Source organism: Pseudomonas sp. GW821-FHT02H09, assembly GCF_059421425.1.
In genome coordinates, this window is record NZ_JBWKVA010000008.1 from 99,638 (window position 1) to 117,386 (window position 17,749).

Annotated in this window: 15 protein-coding genes and 1 tRNA gene; 8 read left to right on the forward strand and 8 right to left on the reverse strand. The window is 56.8% G+C overall.

Going from position 1 to position 17,749, the window contains the following annotated elements:
• Positions 1–17: 17 nt before the first annotated feature.
• Complete coding sequence (locus AC07VR_RS12790) at positions 18–2,642, forward strand: AAA family ATPase (RefSeq protein ID WP_495011438.1); 2,625 nt, start codon at positions 18–20, stop codon at positions 2,640–2,642.
• 282 nt (positions 2,643–2,924) lie between these two features.
• On the opposite strand, the gene AC07VR_RS12795 is transcribed toward AC07VR_RS12790, so the two are convergent.
• From AC07VR_RS12795 to AC07VR_RS12820, 6 genes are all read right to left on the reverse strand, one after another.
• Positions 2,925–4,763 (reverse strand): tyrosine-type recombinase/integrase, encoded by a 1,839-nt coding sequence (locus AC07VR_RS12795; RefSeq protein ID WP_495011439.1) that lies wholly within the window; start codon positions 4,761–4,763, stop codon positions 2,925–2,927.
• Positions 4,764–4,997: 234 nt separating this feature from the next.
• A tRNA-Gly gene (locus tag AC07VR_RS12800) sits at positions 4,998–5,073 on the reverse strand.
• 63 nt (positions 5,074–5,136) lie between these two features.
• The gene (gene pgsA, locus AC07VR_RS12805; protein WP_494993220.1) at positions 5,137–5,697 is read right to left on the reverse strand and encodes a CDP-diacylglycerol--glycerol-3-phosphate 3-phosphatidyltransferase; all 561 of its coding nucleotides are present in this window, start codon (positions 5,695–5,697) and stop codon (positions 5,137–5,139) included.
• Between the two features lie 32 nt (positions 5,698–5,729).
• Positions 5,730–7,553 carry an excinuclease ABC subunit UvrC gene (uvrC, locus tag AC07VR_RS12810; RefSeq protein ID WP_494993221.1) on the reverse strand — a complete coding sequence of 608 codons (1,824 nt, stop codon included), beginning with the start codon at positions 7,551–7,553 and terminating at the stop codon, positions 5,730–5,732.
• Between the two features lie 2 nt (positions 7,554–7,555).
• Entirely contained in the window at positions 7,556–8,197 is a 642-nt protein-coding gene (gene gacA, locus AC07VR_RS12815; protein ID WP_494993222.1) for a response regulator transcription factor GacA, read from the reverse strand.
• Positions 8,198–8,345: 148 nt separating this feature from the next.
• Positions 8,346–8,711 (reverse strand): helix-turn-helix domain-containing protein, encoded by a 366-nt coding sequence (locus AC07VR_RS12820; protein ID WP_494993223.1) that lies wholly within the window; start codon positions 8,709–8,711, stop codon positions 8,346–8,348.
• An 81-nt stretch (positions 8,712–8,792) separates the two neighbouring features.
• Between AC07VR_RS12820 and AC07VR_RS12825 the strand changes: the two genes are divergently transcribed.
• Positions 8,793–9,023: a DNA-binding protein gene (locus AC07VR_RS12825; protein ID WP_495011440.1), complete on the forward strand. Its 231-nt coding sequence runs from the start codon at positions 8,793–8,795 to the stop codon at positions 9,021–9,023.
• 111 nt (positions 9,024–9,134) lie between these two features.
• Here AC07VR_RS12825 and AC07VR_RS12830 read toward each other — a convergent pair whose 3' ends face one another.
• Together AC07VR_RS12830 and AC07VR_RS12835 are read right to left on the reverse strand one after the other, a co-directional pair.
• Positions 9,135–9,575 carry a GNAT family N-acetyltransferase gene (locus AC07VR_RS12830; protein WP_495011441.1) on the reverse strand — a complete coding sequence of 147 codons (441 nt, stop codon included), beginning with the start codon at positions 9,573–9,575 and terminating at the stop codon, positions 9,135–9,137.
• Between the two features lie 9 nt (positions 9,576–9,584).
• Positions 9,585–10,343, reverse strand: coding sequence for a carbon-nitrogen hydrolase family protein (locus AC07VR_RS12835; RefSeq protein ID WP_494993225.1), 759 nt, complete (start codon positions 10,341–10,343; stop codon positions 9,585–9,587).
• Positions 10,344–10,974: 631 nt separating this feature from the next.
• Here AC07VR_RS12835 and AC07VR_RS12840 point away from each other — a divergent pair.
• From AC07VR_RS12840 to AC07VR_RS12865, 6 genes are all read left to right on the forward strand, one after another.
• Complete coding sequence (locus AC07VR_RS12840) at positions 10,975–12,066, forward strand: 3-deoxy-7-phosphoheptulonate synthase (protein WP_495011442.1); 1,092 nt, start codon at positions 10,975–10,977, stop codon at positions 12,064–12,066.
• 275 nt (positions 12,067–12,341) lie between these two features.
• Positions 12,342–13,223, forward strand: coding sequence for an esterase/lipase family protein (locus tag AC07VR_RS12845; RefSeq protein ID WP_495011443.1), 882 nt, complete (start codon positions 12,342–12,344; stop codon positions 13,221–13,223).
• Positions 13,224–13,363: 140 nt separating this feature from the next.
• Positions 13,364–13,645: a peptidylprolyl isomerase gene (locus tag AC07VR_RS12850; protein ID WP_494993228.1), complete on the forward strand. Its 282-nt coding sequence runs from the start codon at positions 13,364–13,366 to the stop codon at positions 13,643–13,645.
• A gap of 138 nt (positions 13,646–13,783) precedes the next feature.
• Positions 13,784–15,652: an extracellular solute-binding protein gene (locus tag AC07VR_RS12855; protein ID WP_495011444.1), complete on the forward strand. Its 1,869-nt coding sequence runs from the start codon at positions 13,784–13,786 to the stop codon at positions 15,650–15,652.
• On the forward strand, positions 15,652–16,710 hold the full coding sequence (locus AC07VR_RS12860) for a microcin C ABC transporter permease YejB (protein WP_494993230.1): 1,059 nt from the start codon (positions 15,652–15,654) through the stop codon (positions 16,708–16,710). The genes AC07VR_RS12855 and AC07VR_RS12860 overlap by 1 nt, the downstream gene beginning before the upstream one ends.
• Positions 16,710–17,726: an ABC transporter permease gene (locus AC07VR_RS12865; RefSeq protein WP_494993231.1), complete on the forward strand. Its 1,017-nt coding sequence runs from the start codon at positions 16,710–16,712 to the stop codon at positions 17,724–17,726. Before AC07VR_RS12860 ends, AC07VR_RS12865 begins: the two co-directional genes overlap by 1 nt.
• Positions 17,727–17,749 lie beyond the last annotated feature (23 nt).

Below are 17,749 nucleotides of genomic sequence, written 5' to 3' on the forward strand. Positions count from 1 at the left end.
AACCTCGTAGGGATACTATGTCGATATTGCTAGAGATACTTGAGTGGACAAAAGGTCTGCCAGCATGGCAAAGCGATGCCGTAGCTCGCTTGCTAGCCAAGCAGACGCTTTCCGCAACAGATTACGATGACCTATACGCTCTGCTGAAATCTGAACACGGAATCACCGACCCAGCAGGACGCACTCCAGCTCCCCTTTCAGCAGCTCAAGTGCCAGCGCAAGTGAAAGAGTCAACACACGTTGAGCTGCACGCGATGAGGGACATGAGGCACGTCAACGCGATTGCTGAAAACCAGCGGCTCCCCTTCAGTGCATCCGGAATGACTGTAATTTACGGCGACAATGGCTCGGGCAAATCGGGCTACTCGCGCGTCTTCAAAAGAGCATGCCGCGCCAGGGACCAGATGGAAGCGATCCACCCGAACGCCAATCTTCCCTCAAACGTTGCGAACATCCCGGCAGCCATTTTCGAGATTGCCATCGATGGAGTTGCACAAGACGTCCAATGGGTACACGGCCTGACCGCCCCAGCAGCTTTGTCGTCATTCTCAATTTTCGATTCGCGCTGCGCACGAGCTTACCTAGATAGCGAGGATGACTTTTCTTATGTCCCATACGGACTCGATGTCTTCGAAAGTCTGGCTAAGGTTTGCAAACAGTTGAAGACGTCCATTGACACAGAGCACACCCAGTCCGCAGCTGACCTCTCAGCCTTCGCCCCCCTCCAAGGCGATACAGCTGTGGGCAAACTGGTCACAGCCCTGTCTGCAAAAACAATCCCTGCCCAAGTTGAAAAACTCGCCACGCTCACACCAGAGGAACTCACTAGCCATACAGCTCTCGACAAAAGCTTGAAAGAAAACAATCCAAAAGAAAAAGCGGACCAAATCCGATTACGAGCACGGCGGATTGACGCTATTGCGACAACCGTAACCACCAAGGCATCACTGATGGATCAAGCTGTTGTTACGAAACTACGCGGATTGTCGGACAGCTATCGCACTGCACAAACTGCGGCGACAGTTGCTGCAGAGAAGTTCAAAGAAGGTGATAACCTGCTACCTGGGACAGGCGGTGAAGCCTGGCGCGAGCTCTTTGACGCGGCTCGAAAATTTGCAGTTGAATCACATCCCGAACAAAGCTTCCCCGAACTAGATAAGGATGCCCCTTGCCCTCTCTGCCAGCAACCACTGGCAGAGGGTGCAGAGCGCTTACTGAGGTTCGAAAGATTCATTCAAGAAGAAGCGGAAAAAACCTCTCAAGCACGGCGGGCAGCTTTGTACGCGGAATATAAGCCGTTTGTGGCACATGTGCTGTCATTGAATCTCGATGATGTGACGTACAGCGAAATTGAAGCTCTGGACAAACAACTCGCCATTGATACTAAAGCGTTAGAGGCCCAGCTAACATCCCGCCAATTGGCAATCAAAGCAGCGGTGATCTCCCACCAGTGGGACGGTATCGAGCAGATACCTGTCAATCCAGCAGAACGCCTGCAAATACTGGCGAACCAACTAAACGCTGAAGCTAAAACGCTTGAGATGGCTTCAGATGAAACAGCGCGCGCGGCGCTGCAGAGCCAATTTAATGAGCTCGATGCACGAGTAAGACTTAGCCAAGTCAAAGACGCCGTTATCTCGGCAATAAACCGCCTTAGCCACCAGGCGAAGCTAACAAAATGTCTGTCGGCAGTTCGAACCAATGCAATTTCATTGAAGGCTGCAGAGTTAGCAGAAAAAGTGGTATCCAAAGATCTGGCTGAAGCCCTCAACAGAGAATTCAAAGCTTTAGGTGTTGGCGCTCTTCGGGTATCACTTAAAAGTCGCTCCGATAAAGGTAAGGCTTTGCATAAATTGAAGCTTGAGTTACCTCAGAGTCGCAGCCCCGGCGAAATCCTGAGCGAAGGTGAACAGCGCGCCATAGCTATCGGTTCCTTTTTAGCCGAAGTAGGATTAAGTGGCGGGAAAGGCGGTATCGTTTTCGATGATCCGGTGTCTTCGCTAGACCATCGTCGCCGCGAACGTGTGGCAAGACGCCTTGCGGTAGAAGCCTCTGATCGGCAGGTCGTAGTTTTCACTCATGATATTTATTTTCTATGCCTGCTGGCAGAAGAAGCTAAATTGGCGGGCACAACGATTGTCACCCAGAGCCTCACGCGCCGAGCCGAAGGCTTCGGAATTGCGGACCCGGAACTGCCATTTGAAGGCAAGAATGCCAGCAAGCGGATTGGCGCCCTGAAAGCCCAGCACCAAATCATCGCAAAACTTCATAGGGACGGTGAAGAGCAAGAACATCATAAACAAACTGTAGAAGCCTATTTTCGGCTTCGTATGGCGTGGGAACGCGCAGTTGAGGAGGTACTATTGCGCGAGGTCATCTTGCGGTTTCGCAAAGGAGTGGAAACACAGCGCCTTGCTGGGGTGATTGTCGAAGACGACGATTATGCCCAAGTGCATGCAGGAATGACCAAGTGCTCAAATTATGCACACGATAAAGCTCTTATGGGTGGCGTAGCGATTCCTGAACCAGAGGAACTACTCGCAGACATCTTAGCGCTGGAAACATGGCGTACGAAGATCGACACTCGTAGTGTTGAGACCGCCAAAAAACGTAAAGCTGGATCTGTGGCTCCAGCCGCATGATAAATCCCGAAGCAAGGTGACGGTGACACTGGAGTGCAGACCTGAATCAAAACCACGTCATCAAGTATGCCGGACTACCGGTTAGATCAAGTCGGTCCTAATCAGCATTAATTCCACCCCAGGGTGTTGGCCTTGCTGCTGAGCAGTAAGACCAACACCCGCACTTATCTAGCGACTACCGACAACCGCTTACAGGGAACCGTCGTAAACCAGGCAGTAGAACTCGCCGTACACAGCCTCTGCTGGCGACAGCACTCCTTGCCACCTATCGATGACAGTACTTCAATTCAAGCCAAGTGCCCGCCACGCTATCCGTATGGTTTCATTGAAGTTATCTGGGGTGAGCACATCAATAGGCGAACGACCTTTTAGTCGCTCATGAGGCTCACAGAGCGTCCGATAAAGCCTCCACGCATCAACATCGGGAAAACGCTTTAACACGGTTAGAACCAGCTTGTGCCGTAACGGATCGAGTTGCCAATCGGGAATGCGTTGACCGCGATTCCCCAAGCTGAGGGACAGAAGGCGCCGAGCCTTGATATCGCGATTGATCTGATCGCGGGATTTACCTGCCAGTCTGGCGAAGGCCAGCAGCGGCAAGTTACTCGAAGCCTCAAACGTGGCCAGCATTTCGGCCCGTTCACGCTGGATGTCAGACACGTGAGATTTGTGAGGTTTTCCAGTCCGCGCTGGAGCGGGCACGACAGGCGATTGGTTGGGCCCAATGGGGGCCTGCTCGCTACTGACCAGCACTGTCGCTGGGGCGGTCGCCGATGGAAAGTTGCTGCTGAACAGAACGGTATTTGCGTTCGCGTTTTCGAGTAAGGGTAGCGAAGCAGCCCCCTCCAAACGAATAGTGAGCGGAGAGCTTGCCGCTTTCAGATGGCCCTGCCCCCAAAGATCCAGACGATTCGCCCAGTCCTGCATCATTGTCCGGCGCTGCTCGACGTATTCCGCGTGATTGTAGGCCGCACTCACCTTGTCTGGATCTGCATGAGAAAGCTGAGCATCTACCCATACCTTCGGATATCCGATCTCGTTCAGCGCCGTCGAGATCGTGGCCCTCATACCATGACCGGTCAGTTGGTCGGCATAGCCCATTCGGCGCAACGCGCCATTAAGAGTGTTCTCGCTAATGCGCTTGGTCAGGTCGCTTCGATGCGCGAACAAATAACGTTGTGCAGGGAGAGCCTGGTCCAGCAAGTGACGCACTATTTCAAGCGCCTGAACAGACAACGGCACAATATAGGGCGGTATATTTTGGACCTGCCTCCCTGGCTTACGCATCGCCACCTGGAGTTGCTTCACCACCTCCGCCGGTATGATCCATAACCGCTGCTCCAGATCGAACTGATCGGGTGTCGCCAAGCGCAATTCGCCTGTGCGGACACCGGTCAGCAACAGTAGTCGAAGACCAAGCCGTGTTTGGTTTGTTCCACGGTGCCCACGAAGCGCAGCGAGCAATGCCGACAGTTCGTCCATGCGTAAAAACGGATTGTGTGCAACCGGGGGCTTGGGGAGTGCGACAACATCGAGGTCTGAAGCAGGATTGTGTTCCAGCCCCTCGACCTTCACCAGCGCATATCGGAACAATTGGTTGAACCAAGTCCGACATTTTTCGGCTGTCGTTAATGCCTTGCGCTGTTCGATCCTGCTCAGCAAATCCAGCAGATCGTGACGATTGATATCGTAGACGGACCGCCCACCAAGCGATGGCAGGATGTCTTTATTGAAGATTCTTAAGATTTGCGAGAGTGTGCTCTGGCGGCCTTCCTTCAGGCTCAGTCTGCGAAACTCGACCCACTGATTGAACACTGCCTCGAAGGTATGCTCTGCCGCAAAACGAACAGCGCGACGCTGCTGTTTACGGTGCTCATAGGGGTTGATGCCTTGGGCAACCAAGGCACGCGCCTCATCACGCCGCGCGCGGGCTTCTTTGAGGCCGATTTGCGGATAACTACCCAGAGACATACGCTTCTGCGTACCCGCCCAGTAGTACCTGAAGCGCCAGATTTTTCCGCCCTGGGCTGTCACATTGAGCGCAAGCCCATCCGTGTCGCCTAACGTGTAGTCATTACCGGTGATTCGGGCGTGCCGAACGGTCATATCCGAGAGTGCCATAGCGAGCTCCTGAACAGAGTCAGGGCCAGATGCTCATCTCGCTATCCAAGCTACTCCAGCAACAAACCGATTCAGTACTCATCCAAATTCAAGATTCCCATCGGGACTTAAATCGGGACTTAAACGCACTGGATAGTGCTGGATTTCAGTGGTTCCCGCCGGAACGAAAAAAGGACCCGAAGGTCCTGATTTCAATCACTTACAGAATTCAGTGGAACTCTGCAGCGCAATATTTGGAGCGGGAAACGAGACTCGAACTCGCGACCCCGACCTTGGCAAGGTCGTGCTCTACCAACTGAGCTATTCCCGCGTCTTGGTGTGGCGCATTCTATACGATCCAGATGCCCCGTCAACCCCTTGATTCAAAAAAGTTTTATTTCTTTTCCGAAGTGGTCTTGAGGTGCGGCCAGGCGGCGCGCAAGTATTGCAGCATGGACCACAACGTCAGCCCTGCAGCAATCAGCAGCAGCGCATAGCCCACCAGGACCCAGAAGCTGAAATCCGAGGGGTTGGCCAGCAAGATAACCAGCGCCAGCATCTGCGCGGCGGTTTTCCATTTGCCCATGTTCGATACGGCAACATGCGCGCGAGCCCCGATCTCCGCCATCCACTCTCGCAAGGCAGAGACTACGATTTCACGACCGATGATCACCGCTGCCGGTAACGTGAGCCACAAGTTGGCATGTTCTTGCACCAGCAGCACCAAAGCCACTGCCACCATCAGTTTGTCAGCCACCGGATCGAGAAATGCCCCGAACGGCGTGCTTTGCTCCAGACGACGAGCCAGATACCCATCCAGCCAGTCCGTTGCCGCGGCGAACGCGAAGACTGAACTGGCCGCCATGTAGCTCCACTGGTAAGGCAAATAAAACAGCAAAATGAAAATCGGAATGAGCAGGACGCGTAAGACGGTGATCAGATTAGGGATATTCATCGGCACAACTGGCTACGAGGTGAGTTGGCATTCTACTCGCTGTGCAGGTTTGCATAAATCAACTCAGCGAGCTTTTTACTGATCCCCGGTGCTTTGGCGATCTCTTCGATGCTTGCACGAGACAGCTCCTGCAATCCACCAAAATGTTTCAGAAGCTCGCGCCGACGTTTCGGCCCAACGCCTGCGACCCCCTCAAGCGTTGACGTACGACGGGTTTTGCCTCGCCGCGCGCGGTGCCCGGTAATAGCAAAACGGTGAGCCTCATCACGTATCTGCTGAATCAAATGCAGTGCTGGAGAGTCGCCACGCAAGGTGAACTCATGAGCGGCGTCATTGAGGTAAAGCGTCTCGAAACCGGCCTTGCGCGTCGCCCCTTTGGCGACACCCAGCAAAATCAGATCAGGCACGGCCAGCTCATTGAGTACGTCTCGAGCCATGGACAACTGGCCTTTACCGCCGTCCACCAGAAGAATATCCGGCAGCTTGCCCTCGCCGTCCTTTAGCTTGCTGAAACGCCGAGTCAGCGCCTGATGCATCGCCGCGTAGTCATCACCCGGCGTCACGCCTTCGATGTTGTAGCGACGATAGTCGGATTTGAGCGGGCCTTCAGGGCCAAAGACTACGCAGGAGGCCACCGTAGCCTCGCCACTGGAGTGACTGATGTCATAGCACTCCAGACGCTGCGGTGGCTCGTCCAGACTCAGTACTTCAGCCAGCGCCTCGAACCGCGCAGCAACATGTTGGCGGTTGGCCAAACGGGCGCTCAATGCCTGTTCGGCGTTAGTCACGGCCAGTTGCTGCCAGCGTGCCCGCGTACCACGAACCCGATGACTGATGGTCAGCTCGCGACCGCGCAGCTCTTCGATGGCCGCAATCAAGGCCGGGAAGTCTTCATGGACGACGTTGACAATCAACTCGCTCGGCAAGTCCCGTTCAGGGCTGCTGATGTAGTACTGGCCGAGGAAAGCGGCCATGACCTCGGACACCTCCTCTTCAATACCGACTTGCGGAAAGAAGTTCTTGCTGCCGAGAACCCGCCCGCCACGCACACTGATCAGGTGAACGCACGCGCCTCCCGGATTGACGAACGCGGCAACCACGTCCACATCACCGGTCCCGCCTTCCATGCTCTGCTGATCCTGGACCCGTCGCAGCAGGGAAATCTGGTCACGCAGTTCAGCGGCGCGCTCAAAGTCGAGCGTGCTCGCCGCCGCCTCCATACCGCCAGACAATTCGTCAGTCAGGGCATTGCTGCGGCCTTCGAGGAACATGACCGAATGGCGTACGTCTTCGGCATAAACTTCAGGTTCGACCAGACCGACACACGGCGCCTTGCACCGCTTGATCTGGTATTGCAGGCACGGTCGTGTACGGTTTTTGTAAAAACTGTCTTCACACTGACGAACCAGAAACGCTTTCTGCAGCAGGCTCAGGCTCTCACGGATAGCGCCTGCGCTCGGGTACGGGCCGAAGTATTTGCCTTTCTGCTTTTTGGCACCACGATGGATGCTCAAACGCGGGAAATCACCATCCGAAAGAAAAACGTATGGATAGGACTTATCGTCTCGCAACAAAATGTTGTAGGGCGGCCGCCACTCTTTGATCAGCGTCTGTTCAAGCAGCAGTGCTTCGGTTTCATTAGAGGTGATCGTTGTTTCGATCTGAGCGATGCGCCCTACCAGAGCGGCAGTTTTAGGCGCCAGGCCGGTCTTGCGAAAATAACTCGCCAGGCGTTTTTTCAGGTTTTTGGCTTTACCGACATAGAGCAGGCGCGCATCGCTGTCGAACATGCGATACACACCGGGGTGCCCACTACAGGTAGATAGAAAGGCACTTGGATCAAACAGGTCTGTCATTGTCAGAGGCTGGCATCAACCATGCCGTGGCGGACCGCCAACAGCGTCAATTCGACATCGCTGCTGATCGAGAGCTTCTCGAAAATGCGGTAACGGTAGGTATTCACGGTTTTCGGAGACAGGCACAACTTGTCGGAAATGATCTGAACTTTCTGACAGCCAACGATCATTAACGCGATCTGGATTTCCCGCTCTGAAAGTGCATCGAACGGTGTATCACTGGTTGGCTGGAAAGACTTGATCGCCAGTTGCTGCGCAATTTGCGGACTGATGTAGCGTTGCCCGGCGAACACCTGGCGAATCGCCTGAACCATTTCCGCCAGGGCAGCCCCCTTGGTCAGATAACCTGCAGCCCCCGCCTGCAACAGTCGTGTGGGGAACGGATCCTCTTCACACACCGTGACGGCGACGACTTTGATATCCGGATGACTGCGCAGCATCTTGCGCGTGGCTTCAAGACCACCGATCCCGGGCATCTTGACATCCATCAGTACCACATCAGGCTTCAACTCCCGCGCCTTGAGCAGGGATTCCTCCCCTGACTCGGCCTGGCCGACTACTTGCAGCCCATCGATGTCAGCCAGCATCCGTGTAATGCCTGTACGAACGAGATCATGGTCATCGACCACTAGCACCCTAATCAAGCAGACACCTCGCGATATGGTCTTATTGGTTGCCGGACACCTTAGCAAAAAACCGGCGGACAGACCTAGCTGCAAGCGTCATATAAAGAGTATCAATACGCTATGAGCGCCTGCCGAACGACAGGCGCATACAACTTACCTTGGTTGATCAGGACTCATATGACCCTGGTTTACTTTTCGCACTGCTGGCAACGGAATACTCTGCCAACGTCGTCGTCAATCTGCGAATCGCGTCCTGATCTTCCTTGAAGAGCACCCGATAGCTACCCAGTACCTTCTCTTCCATCATGCTGAGATTCTCGATCAGCGTCGGGGTCGGATTTCCCGTCAACACGTACAGGATATCCACGCCCTTCTCGGCCACTCGAGACAAATAATCTGCCTTGGGCGCGCGTCCGCCATTTTCGTATTTGCCTTGCGCGTTAGCTTCAACGCCTCCGATTTCGCCAAAAACTTTCTGCGACAACCCAAGCCGTTCTCTTTCCTGTCTCAACCGCGAACCGATTCCACTCATTTGGATGTATGATCCCATTTTGTACACCCCTAGGGGTGCCACACTCATTGCTTATCGAACACATTTGAACGGTTTTGAACTATGCCCGGTATCCGCACCGCCGCACAAGCCAAGGCTTGGCTGGAACATCAAGGTAAATCCGTTCAACAATTTGCTCGCGAGCATGGAGTTGATCCGGCCACCACTTATCAAGTGCTCGCCGGGCGCAAGAAAGGACGGCGTGGAGAGGCCCACAAGGTGGCGGTACTGCTGGGCATGAAAGACGGTGTCATCCTGACGGACACCGGGCAGCAGAGTCAGGAGCAGACCTGAAAGATCAGTATGCACTTAATTGGCGACGGCATTCGATTTACTCAATGATGCCGTCTAGAGCGTTACAACAGCTCATCCCACACAAACTGGATACCCCACGACATCAAGCTGCTATGGCGCGGCGGAGCACATTCGCTCCATCCGTAGAAAGCAATCGTCCTCACCCACAACGACCAGCCCCATCCGCTGATAAAGTGCCTGCGCAGGATTCTCCTTGAAGACCGTAAGGCGCAGCGAAGACCGCCGCTCTTCGCGCGCCATCGAGAACACCCGCTCGAGCGCCCAGCTTCCAGCACCCTTGCAGCGCTCGGCCTCGATCACATGCAACTCACGAATGTACAACGCCTTCGCGTCGCGACTCAGGCTGAGAAAACCCAGCACCGACTCGCCTCGGCAAATCAGCCAGTTCTCTCTCCCGGCCCACGCCACATCAAACGCTTCGTCCTGCCACCGTAGATCGTGCCGAATGTAATAGCGAAGCATCGTTTCGCAGGTCAGTTTCCGAGCAAAACGCAGGTCTGCTGATGAGGCAGAACGTAATTCAAAGTCCACATTTACCCCTTAGACATCCGATGCAGCCACAACCTGACCCATCCATCCATTGGCGTCTCGGCGAGCAACCACCAGCACATCGCCGGTACCTGATGCTGCGACAATCAGTTCGCCGTTCGGCGCCCAGATGGCGCTACGCCCTGCCGAACCCCAGCCACCAGTCGCACCGCCATGGTTGGCCATCAACACAGTCATCGAGTGCCTGGCAGCGTAGCCTTGCAACAGGGCTGTATCAGGGGCATAACCGTTTTCCGTGATCAATACGCTGGCTGCGTAGAGGTCTGCATCTGAATCCGCAGCCTGCTGCGCATGACTGGCGTGGGAAAAGTCTGCACAGACCGCCAGAGAGACCTTATCGTTACCGACCGTCAACATCGACCCACCCGAACCCGGGGCAAACGCCACCTCCTCTCCCGGGTGCAGATGCTGTTTGCTGTAAACCCCAAGTGAGCCATCGGCGGCCAGGACCAAGGCGCCGATCAACACTTCAGAGCCGGCTGACAGCCGAATCGGCATACCGACGACCGTGGTCACACCAAGCTCCCGGGCAAAGTCGCGCAGCGGTTGCAGAACCGCGTCGTCCGGCAGCACCGCCAGTTCAGCGGCCAGGCCGCGTTCGTAGCCGGTCAGCGACAACTCGGGAAACACCAACAGCTGCACGCCGTGTTCGGCTGCGATTTCGATGAAGCGCATATGGCGGGCGATGTTGGCTTGAAGATCACCGGCAATGGAGATCGATTGGGCGGCGGCGATGGTCAATGTCGTCATGTTCCGTCCTTGCTGACAGTTTTTTGGAAAGAGCAATGAGTGTGTCACAAAGCATCACGCCACTTAAGCCATAGAAACCACCCCACTCCCCTAATAGAATTTTCTGATTGAACCCCTGCACCCGCCTCTAGTAAGCTCGGTGCATTCATCGGAGACACATCATGTTGCATACCCTCTCACAGCTTCGTCATACCGCCAGCGCCCTGCGCTCGGTTGCGGCTGCCCGGGTGAGCAACGGCTGTGCACCGGTCAGCTTTTATTTTGGGTATTGGTTTAGCCACTGGCGCGCCTGATACCCACACGGCGCCCACTACCACGGGTCGCCACTTGAGAGTTCTCAACCCCCGGTCGGCTTCCCGACCGGGGGTTTTGTTTTTTCAGGCCCCCACACATTTTTAGCGTCACCAAAAACGCATAGAGGAATCACGACATGAACTACGCCACCTATTACCGCTACGACACCTTCACCGCCTGGCGATTTACCAGCCTCCGCTCGGGACAGCCTGCCGCCTCCGATCGGTCACCCACAGGTGGCAAGCACACACACGTAGCCAATCCGGCCAATTGTCGAACACCCCTATAGGGCCGAGCGTGCGGGAACGAACCCGCCGCCAGCCCAGGAAGCCCGAATATGAACTCGTCCGTCTCTGCTCTGCCGCTGTCCACCTTGACCTCTGCCAATGAAGCGCTGACTCTGCGCCTGCCCAATTCATTGGAGCTCAAGCATCAATTGCCGCTCAACACGCCCCTGATCCAGCAAGTCGCCAATCATCGTCAAGCGGTACGCGCGATCCTCAACGGTGAAGACTCCCGTCTGTTGGTCATCGTCGGCCCCTGCTCTATCCATGACCCGCAGTCGGCACTCGAATACGCCAGTAATCTCGCCAGCCTGGCTGCCGACGTCAGCGATGAAATGCTGCTGGTAATGCGCGCCTATGTCGAAAAACCCCGCACCACGGTCGGTTGGAAAGGCCTGGCCTACGACCCACACCTGGATGGCAGCGATGACATGGCAGGCGGCCTGAGCTTGTCTCGCGAGTTGATGCGCGAAATGCTGCGCCTGGGATTGCCGATCGCGACCGAATTGCTGCAGCCGATGGCCGCTGGCTACTTCGATGACTTGCTGAGTTGGGTCGCCATCGGTGCGCGCACCACCGAGTCGCAGATCCACCGTGAAATGGCCAGTGGCCTGAGCATGCCGGTCGGCTTCAAGAACGGTACCGATGGAGGCGTCGCCATTGCCTGCGATGCCATGCGTTCGGCGGCTCATCCCCATCGTCACTTTGGTGTCGACAGCCAGGGGCACCCGGCGATCATTCAGACACCGGGAAACCCGGACACTCACCTGGTGCTGCGCGGCGGCCATCGCGGACCGAACTACGATCCTCAGAGCATCAGCCATGTGCACGCAGATCTGAAAAAACTGGCCATCCCGACGCGGATCATGGTCGATTGCAGCCACGCCAACAGCGCTAAAGACCCCTTGCGTCAGCCGGCGGTTTTCGCTGACGTGCTTGAGCAACGCTTGCAAGGTGACCATTCCCTGATCGGCATGATGCTTGAAAGCCACCTGTTCGAAGGCTGCCAGCCATTGAGCCAGTCTTTGCGTTATGGGGTTTCAGTGACCGACGGTTGCCTTGGCTGGGATGCAACGGAGCAACTGTTACGCCAGGCAGCCCGGCGGTTGCGCTCATCCGAAAGGACCCGCCAAGCGAGCATTTGAAACAAAGACCGCTGCTGCCTGTTACGACCCAGGCCCGGGGCCTGAAATCCCATCAGACCCCGTCGCTCTTCGCCTTGCCCGATGTTCCTCGATCATGAGCGCTGACTACCAACGAAGCGTGAATGTCAGATCCTGACGTCCGAATCACCCCCACAACTTTTACTCTATGATCTTCAGCGCTCAACGGACATGCCCTACACATTCGGTCCAGCCGCCTGCACTAGAGTGAGGAGACAAATCAGTAACACCTCACTCACTGAAGATAAGGAATCAACATGCAACGGAATGCGACGACTCAATACCCAATCCTCCTGGTCCACGGACTTTTCGGCTTTGAGAGCATTGCCAACATCGACATTTTTCATGGCATCAAGCAAGCCCTGAGACACGCCGGAGCCCGGGTATTTATCCCCTATCTGTCCGCCACCCATAGCAACGAGCTTCGCGGCGAACAACTACTGGCGCAGATCGATCGGGTGCTGGCTGGAACAGGCGCCGCCAAAGTCAATCTTATCGGTCATAGCCAAGGCGCGTTGGCCGCCCGTTATGCCGCCGCGATACAGCCGAAAAAGGTGGCGTCGGTCACCTCCGTCAGCGGGCCGAATCATGGTTCAGAAATCGCCGATTACCTACGCAAGGCATTGATCCCTGATCGTTTGCCGGAGCATGTGGCGGGCGCGGTGGCCCATCTTTTTGCCGAGTTTGTGTCACTGCTCGGCGGCAACCCACCGCTTGCGCAAAACGCTGTGGCAGCGCTCAATGCGCTGACCACCGAGAGCGTCGGCGCGTTCAACGACAAGTACCCGCAAGGCCTGCCCAACACCTGGGGCGGCACAGGCAAGGAATTGGTCAATGGTGTGCGCTATTTCTCCTGGAGCGGCATCCTCAAAGGCAGCCTGGTCGACGAAGGGCCCAACCTGCTCGATCCGCTGCACAGCATATGCCGGGCTTTTTCCGGGTACTTCACCACTGAGGCTGAGGAAAACGACGGTCTGGTCGGCCGCTACAGCTCGCACCTGGGCACGGTAATCCGCTCAGATTACCCACTGGACCATATGGACACCATCCATCAGACGGCCGGCCTGGTGCGCAAAGGTGTCGATCCGGTTGACCTCTATGTCGAACACGCCGAACGCCTGAGAAACCTTGGCTTATAATGCCCTGATGCTCACGTCCAGCCGCCCGGCTCAGAGATGGCGCACTGACAGCACGTCCGGTCACCGAACTTTGGCGAGAAATAGCCCGCGGAATCCGGTAGGCTCAGCACTTTATTGCAAGTTGAATGGAGTATTTCCCCATGGCCAAAGCCACTGCCCGCCACATCCTGGTTGCCACCGAAGCCAAGTGCAACGAACTGAAAGCTCAAATCGAAGGCGGCGCTGACTTCGCTGAAATCGCCAAAGCCAACTCCACCTGCCCGTCCAGCCGTGATGGCGGCAACCTGGGTTCCTTCGGTCCAGGCCAGATGGTCAAGGAATTCGACACCGTGGTCTTCAGCGCACCGGTCAACACTGTGCAAGGCCCGGTGAAAACCCAGTTCGGTTTTCACCTGCTGGAAGTGACCAGCCGTCAGGACTGATCAATCCGCGATTTTGTTTAAACAACGGCCCGCCTTTTGGTGGGCCGTTGCGTTTGAGTTACGTGATTGTGGTTGGCGAGCGATACGCCGGTAGCGTACAAATTGTACTCATCGTTCACCCGGCTCTTAAGGCTGACAATGCGACTGGTTTTCCCCTCATTGATGTTCACCGCGCTGGCCCTGCTGCTGGGCGCCACGGCTGCGAATGCCGCACCGCAACATGCGTTGACGGTCTATGGCGAGCCAGCCAGATACCCCGCCGGCTTCAGTCACTTTGCCTATGCCAACCCACAAGCCCCCAAGGGCGGCAGCATGCGTCGCTCGGCGATCGAGATCGGCCGCTTCGATCATGTGCTGCCCTATATCGACAAGGGCATCGGCGTGTCGCAACTCGATGGTTTGATCTACTCGCCGCTGGCCCAGCGCTCGCTGGACGAACCCTACACGGTGTACGGTCTGGTAGCGCAAAAGATGGAACGGGCCGACGACGGTTTGTCGCTGCGCTTTTATCTGAACCCCAAAGCCCGCTTCGCCGACGGCACACCGATTACCGCCGACGATGTGCGCTACACCTACGACTTGCTGATGACCCAGGGCAGCCTGCGCTATCGCACCCAGTTCGCCGACGTCAAAGGCGTCGAAGTGGAGTCACCAAGCACGGTCCGTTTCGACTTCAAAAGCAATGAGAACCACACCCTGCCCCTGGACGTGGCGACCTTGCCGGTGCTTCCCGAGCATTGGTGGAAGACTCGCGACTTCGCCAATGGCGGTGGCTATGAGGCACCGTTGGGCAGCGGCCCGTATCGCGTCAGCAAGATCGATTCCGGGCGCAGCATCACCTTTGCCCGCAACGCCGACTGGTGGGGTAAAGACTTACCCGTCAGCCGCGGACTCTATAACTTCGATCATTTCAGCATCGAGTACTTCGGCGACACCGACGTCGCTCGCCAGGTACTGCGTGGCGGCGCTTACGATTACAACCGAGAGTTCTCTGCCACCGCCTTCTCCATCGGTTACGACAGCCCTGCCCTGAGCGACGGGCGCCTGCAAAAAGCACATCTGGCCAAAGACGCACCACAGTCGGCCCAAGGCTTTGTGTTCAACCTGCAAAACCCGATGTTCCAGGACCGCCGGGTGCGGCAGGCGCTGGCCATGCTTTGGGACTTCGAGTGGAGCAACCGGCAACTGATGCGCGATCTTTATGTCCGCCAGCAGAGCTTCTTTTCCAACACCTCACTGGCTGCTCGAGCACTGCCCGATGCCGGCGAACTGGCGATTCTCGAACCGCTGCGCGGGCAGATTCCCGATGAGGTTTTCACCCAGGTATTCGAAGCGCCGAAGACCGACGGCAGCGGCGTGATCCGCGATAAACAACTGCAGGCGCTGGCTTTGCTCGAGCAGGCTGGCTGGAAGCCGGACGGCGACCAACTGGTCAATGCTGCGGGGGAATCTCTGAGCTTCACCTTCCTTAACGGCCAGGGCGGCTTCGAGCGTCTGCTGTTGCCCTATAAGCGCACCCTGGCGCAAATCGGCATCACCATGAACATTCGGCGCATCGACTCCTCGCAATACGTCAACCGTTTGATGGCCCGCGACTACGACATGATCGTCACCGGCTATCCGGTCACCACCTCGCCGGGCATGGAACTGTATAACTACTTCGGCTCGGCCTCGGCCAATGACGCCGGCTCCAATAACTACATGGTCCTGAAGGATCCGGCGGTCGACACGCTGATTACCGGACTGGTCAAAGCCACTACTCAGCCAGAGATGCTGCGTTATGCCCATGCACTGGACCGCGTCCTGCAGTGGAACTACTACTGGATTCCCAACTACTACCCACCGGGCTCCGCCACCGTGTGGTGGAACCGCTTCGGCATTCCGGCCGTGCAAGCCAGCAATGACGAAGCCATCGAGAGCTGGTGGGAGATGAGTCCTGTACCGCTGACCAACGAGCAGATGGCCGCCGAGCGCATCAGCCGTGGCAAACCCGGAGGACCGCATTGATGCTTGCTTACGTACTGCGGCGCCTGCTGCTGGTCATCCCGACACTGGTGATGATTCTGCTGGTCAACTTCGTCATCGTCCAGGCGGCGCCCGGCGGCCCGGTGGAACAGGCCATCGCCAAACTGCAAGGCATCGGCGGCGGTGGCATCGGCGCGTCCAGCGATACTACGGCCCGCGGCTCGCGAGCCAGCCGCGGCCTCGACCCGCAGCTGATCAAGGACATCGAAAAACAATACGGCTTCGACAAACCGGCACCGGAACGCCTGTGGCTGATGCTCAAGAGCTATGCCCGGCTGGACTTCGGCAAGAGCTTCTTTCGCGGCTCCACGGTCACCGATCTGATTCTGGACAAGATGCCGGTGACCATTTCCCTCGGGCTCTGGGCGACGCTTATCACCTATCTGGTGTCGATCCCGCTGGGGATTCGTAAAGCGGTCCATCACGGCAGCCACTTCGATATCTGGAGCAGCACCGCGATCATTCTCGGCTATGCCATGCCGGCGTTTCTGTTCGCGATGTTTCTGATCGTAGTGTTCGCCGGCGGCACCTCGTTGAACTGGTTCCCCGTGCGCGGCCTGGTTTCGGAGAACTTTGAACAGCTATCGACCATCGGCAAAATCGCTGACTACTTCTGGCACCTGGTGCTGCCCGTCACGGCTCTGGTGATCGGCGGCTTCGCCACGCTGACCATCCTCACCAAAAACTCGTTCCTCAATGAAATCACCCGTCAGTACGTGGTCACCGCCCGCGCCAAAGGGCTGAGCGAACGCCGGGTGCTCTACGGCCATGTGTTCCGCAATGCGATGCTGCTGGTGGTCTCGGGGATTCCTCAGGCGTTCATCAGTGTGTTTTTCGCCGGTTCCTTGTTGATCGAAGTGATCTTCTCCCTCGACGGCCTTGGCCGCATGAGTTACGAAGCAGCCGTCTCGCGGGATTATCCGGTGGTGTTCGGCTCGCTATTCATCTTCACCCTGTTCGGCCTGCTGATAAAACTCGTCGGTGACCTCTGTTACACCCTGGTGGACCCGCGTATCGACTTTGCCGCGAGGAATGCCTGATGATCTCGCCATTGAGCCGTCGACGCTTCGAACGTTTCAAGAAAAACCGCCGTGGCTGGTGGTCGCTGTGGCTGTTTATCGGCCTGTTCATCCTGACACTGGGCGGTGAACTGATCGCCAATGACAAACCGCTGATGCTCAGTTACCAGGGCTCGCTGTATTTCCCGGTATTCAAGCGCTACACCGAGCAGGAGTTTGGTGGTCAGCTGCCGTTCCAGGCCGATTACCGCAGCGATTACGTGCAACAACTGATTCGCAAGGATGGCGGCTGGCTGCTGTTCCCGCCGATCCCGTTCAGTGACGACACGCCCAACTACGACCTCAACCAGCCAGCTCCCAGCCCGCCGACGAAAGTGAACTGGCTCGGTACCGATGATCAGGCCCGCGATGTGTTGGCCCGGGTGATTTTTGGTGCTCGGGTGTCGATTCTGTTTGCGTTGGCGCTGACCTTTATCAGCGCACTGATCGGCATCGCCGCCGGCGCCTTGCAGGGCTACTACGGTGGCTGGGTCGACCTGATCGGTCAGCGACTGCTGGAAGTCTGGTCGGGGCTGCCGGTACTGTATTTGCTGATCATCCTGTCGGGCTTTGTCGAGCCGAATTTCTGGTGGTTGCTGGGGATCATGGCGCTGTTTTCCTGGTTGGCGCTGGTAGACGTGGTGCGTGCCGAGTTCCTTCGCGGGCGTAACCTGGAATACGTCAAAGCCGCCCGCGCCCTAGGCTTGAGCGACCGCAAGGTCATCGTGCGGCATATCCTGCCCAACGCCATGAACGCCACGTTGAGCTACTTGCCATTCATCCTCACCGGGGCGATTTCCACCCTCACCGCACTGGACTTCCTGGGCTTCGGCATGCCTGCCGGCAGCGCCTCGCTGGGCGAACTGATCGGTCAGGGCAAACAAAACCTGCAAGCACCGTGGCTCGGCCTGACGGCGTTTTTCACCCTGGCCCTGATTCTTTCTTTACTGGTGTTTATCGGCGAAGCGCTGCGTGACGCCTTTGATCCTCGATCTTGATCCGCGATAATGAAACGGACCGT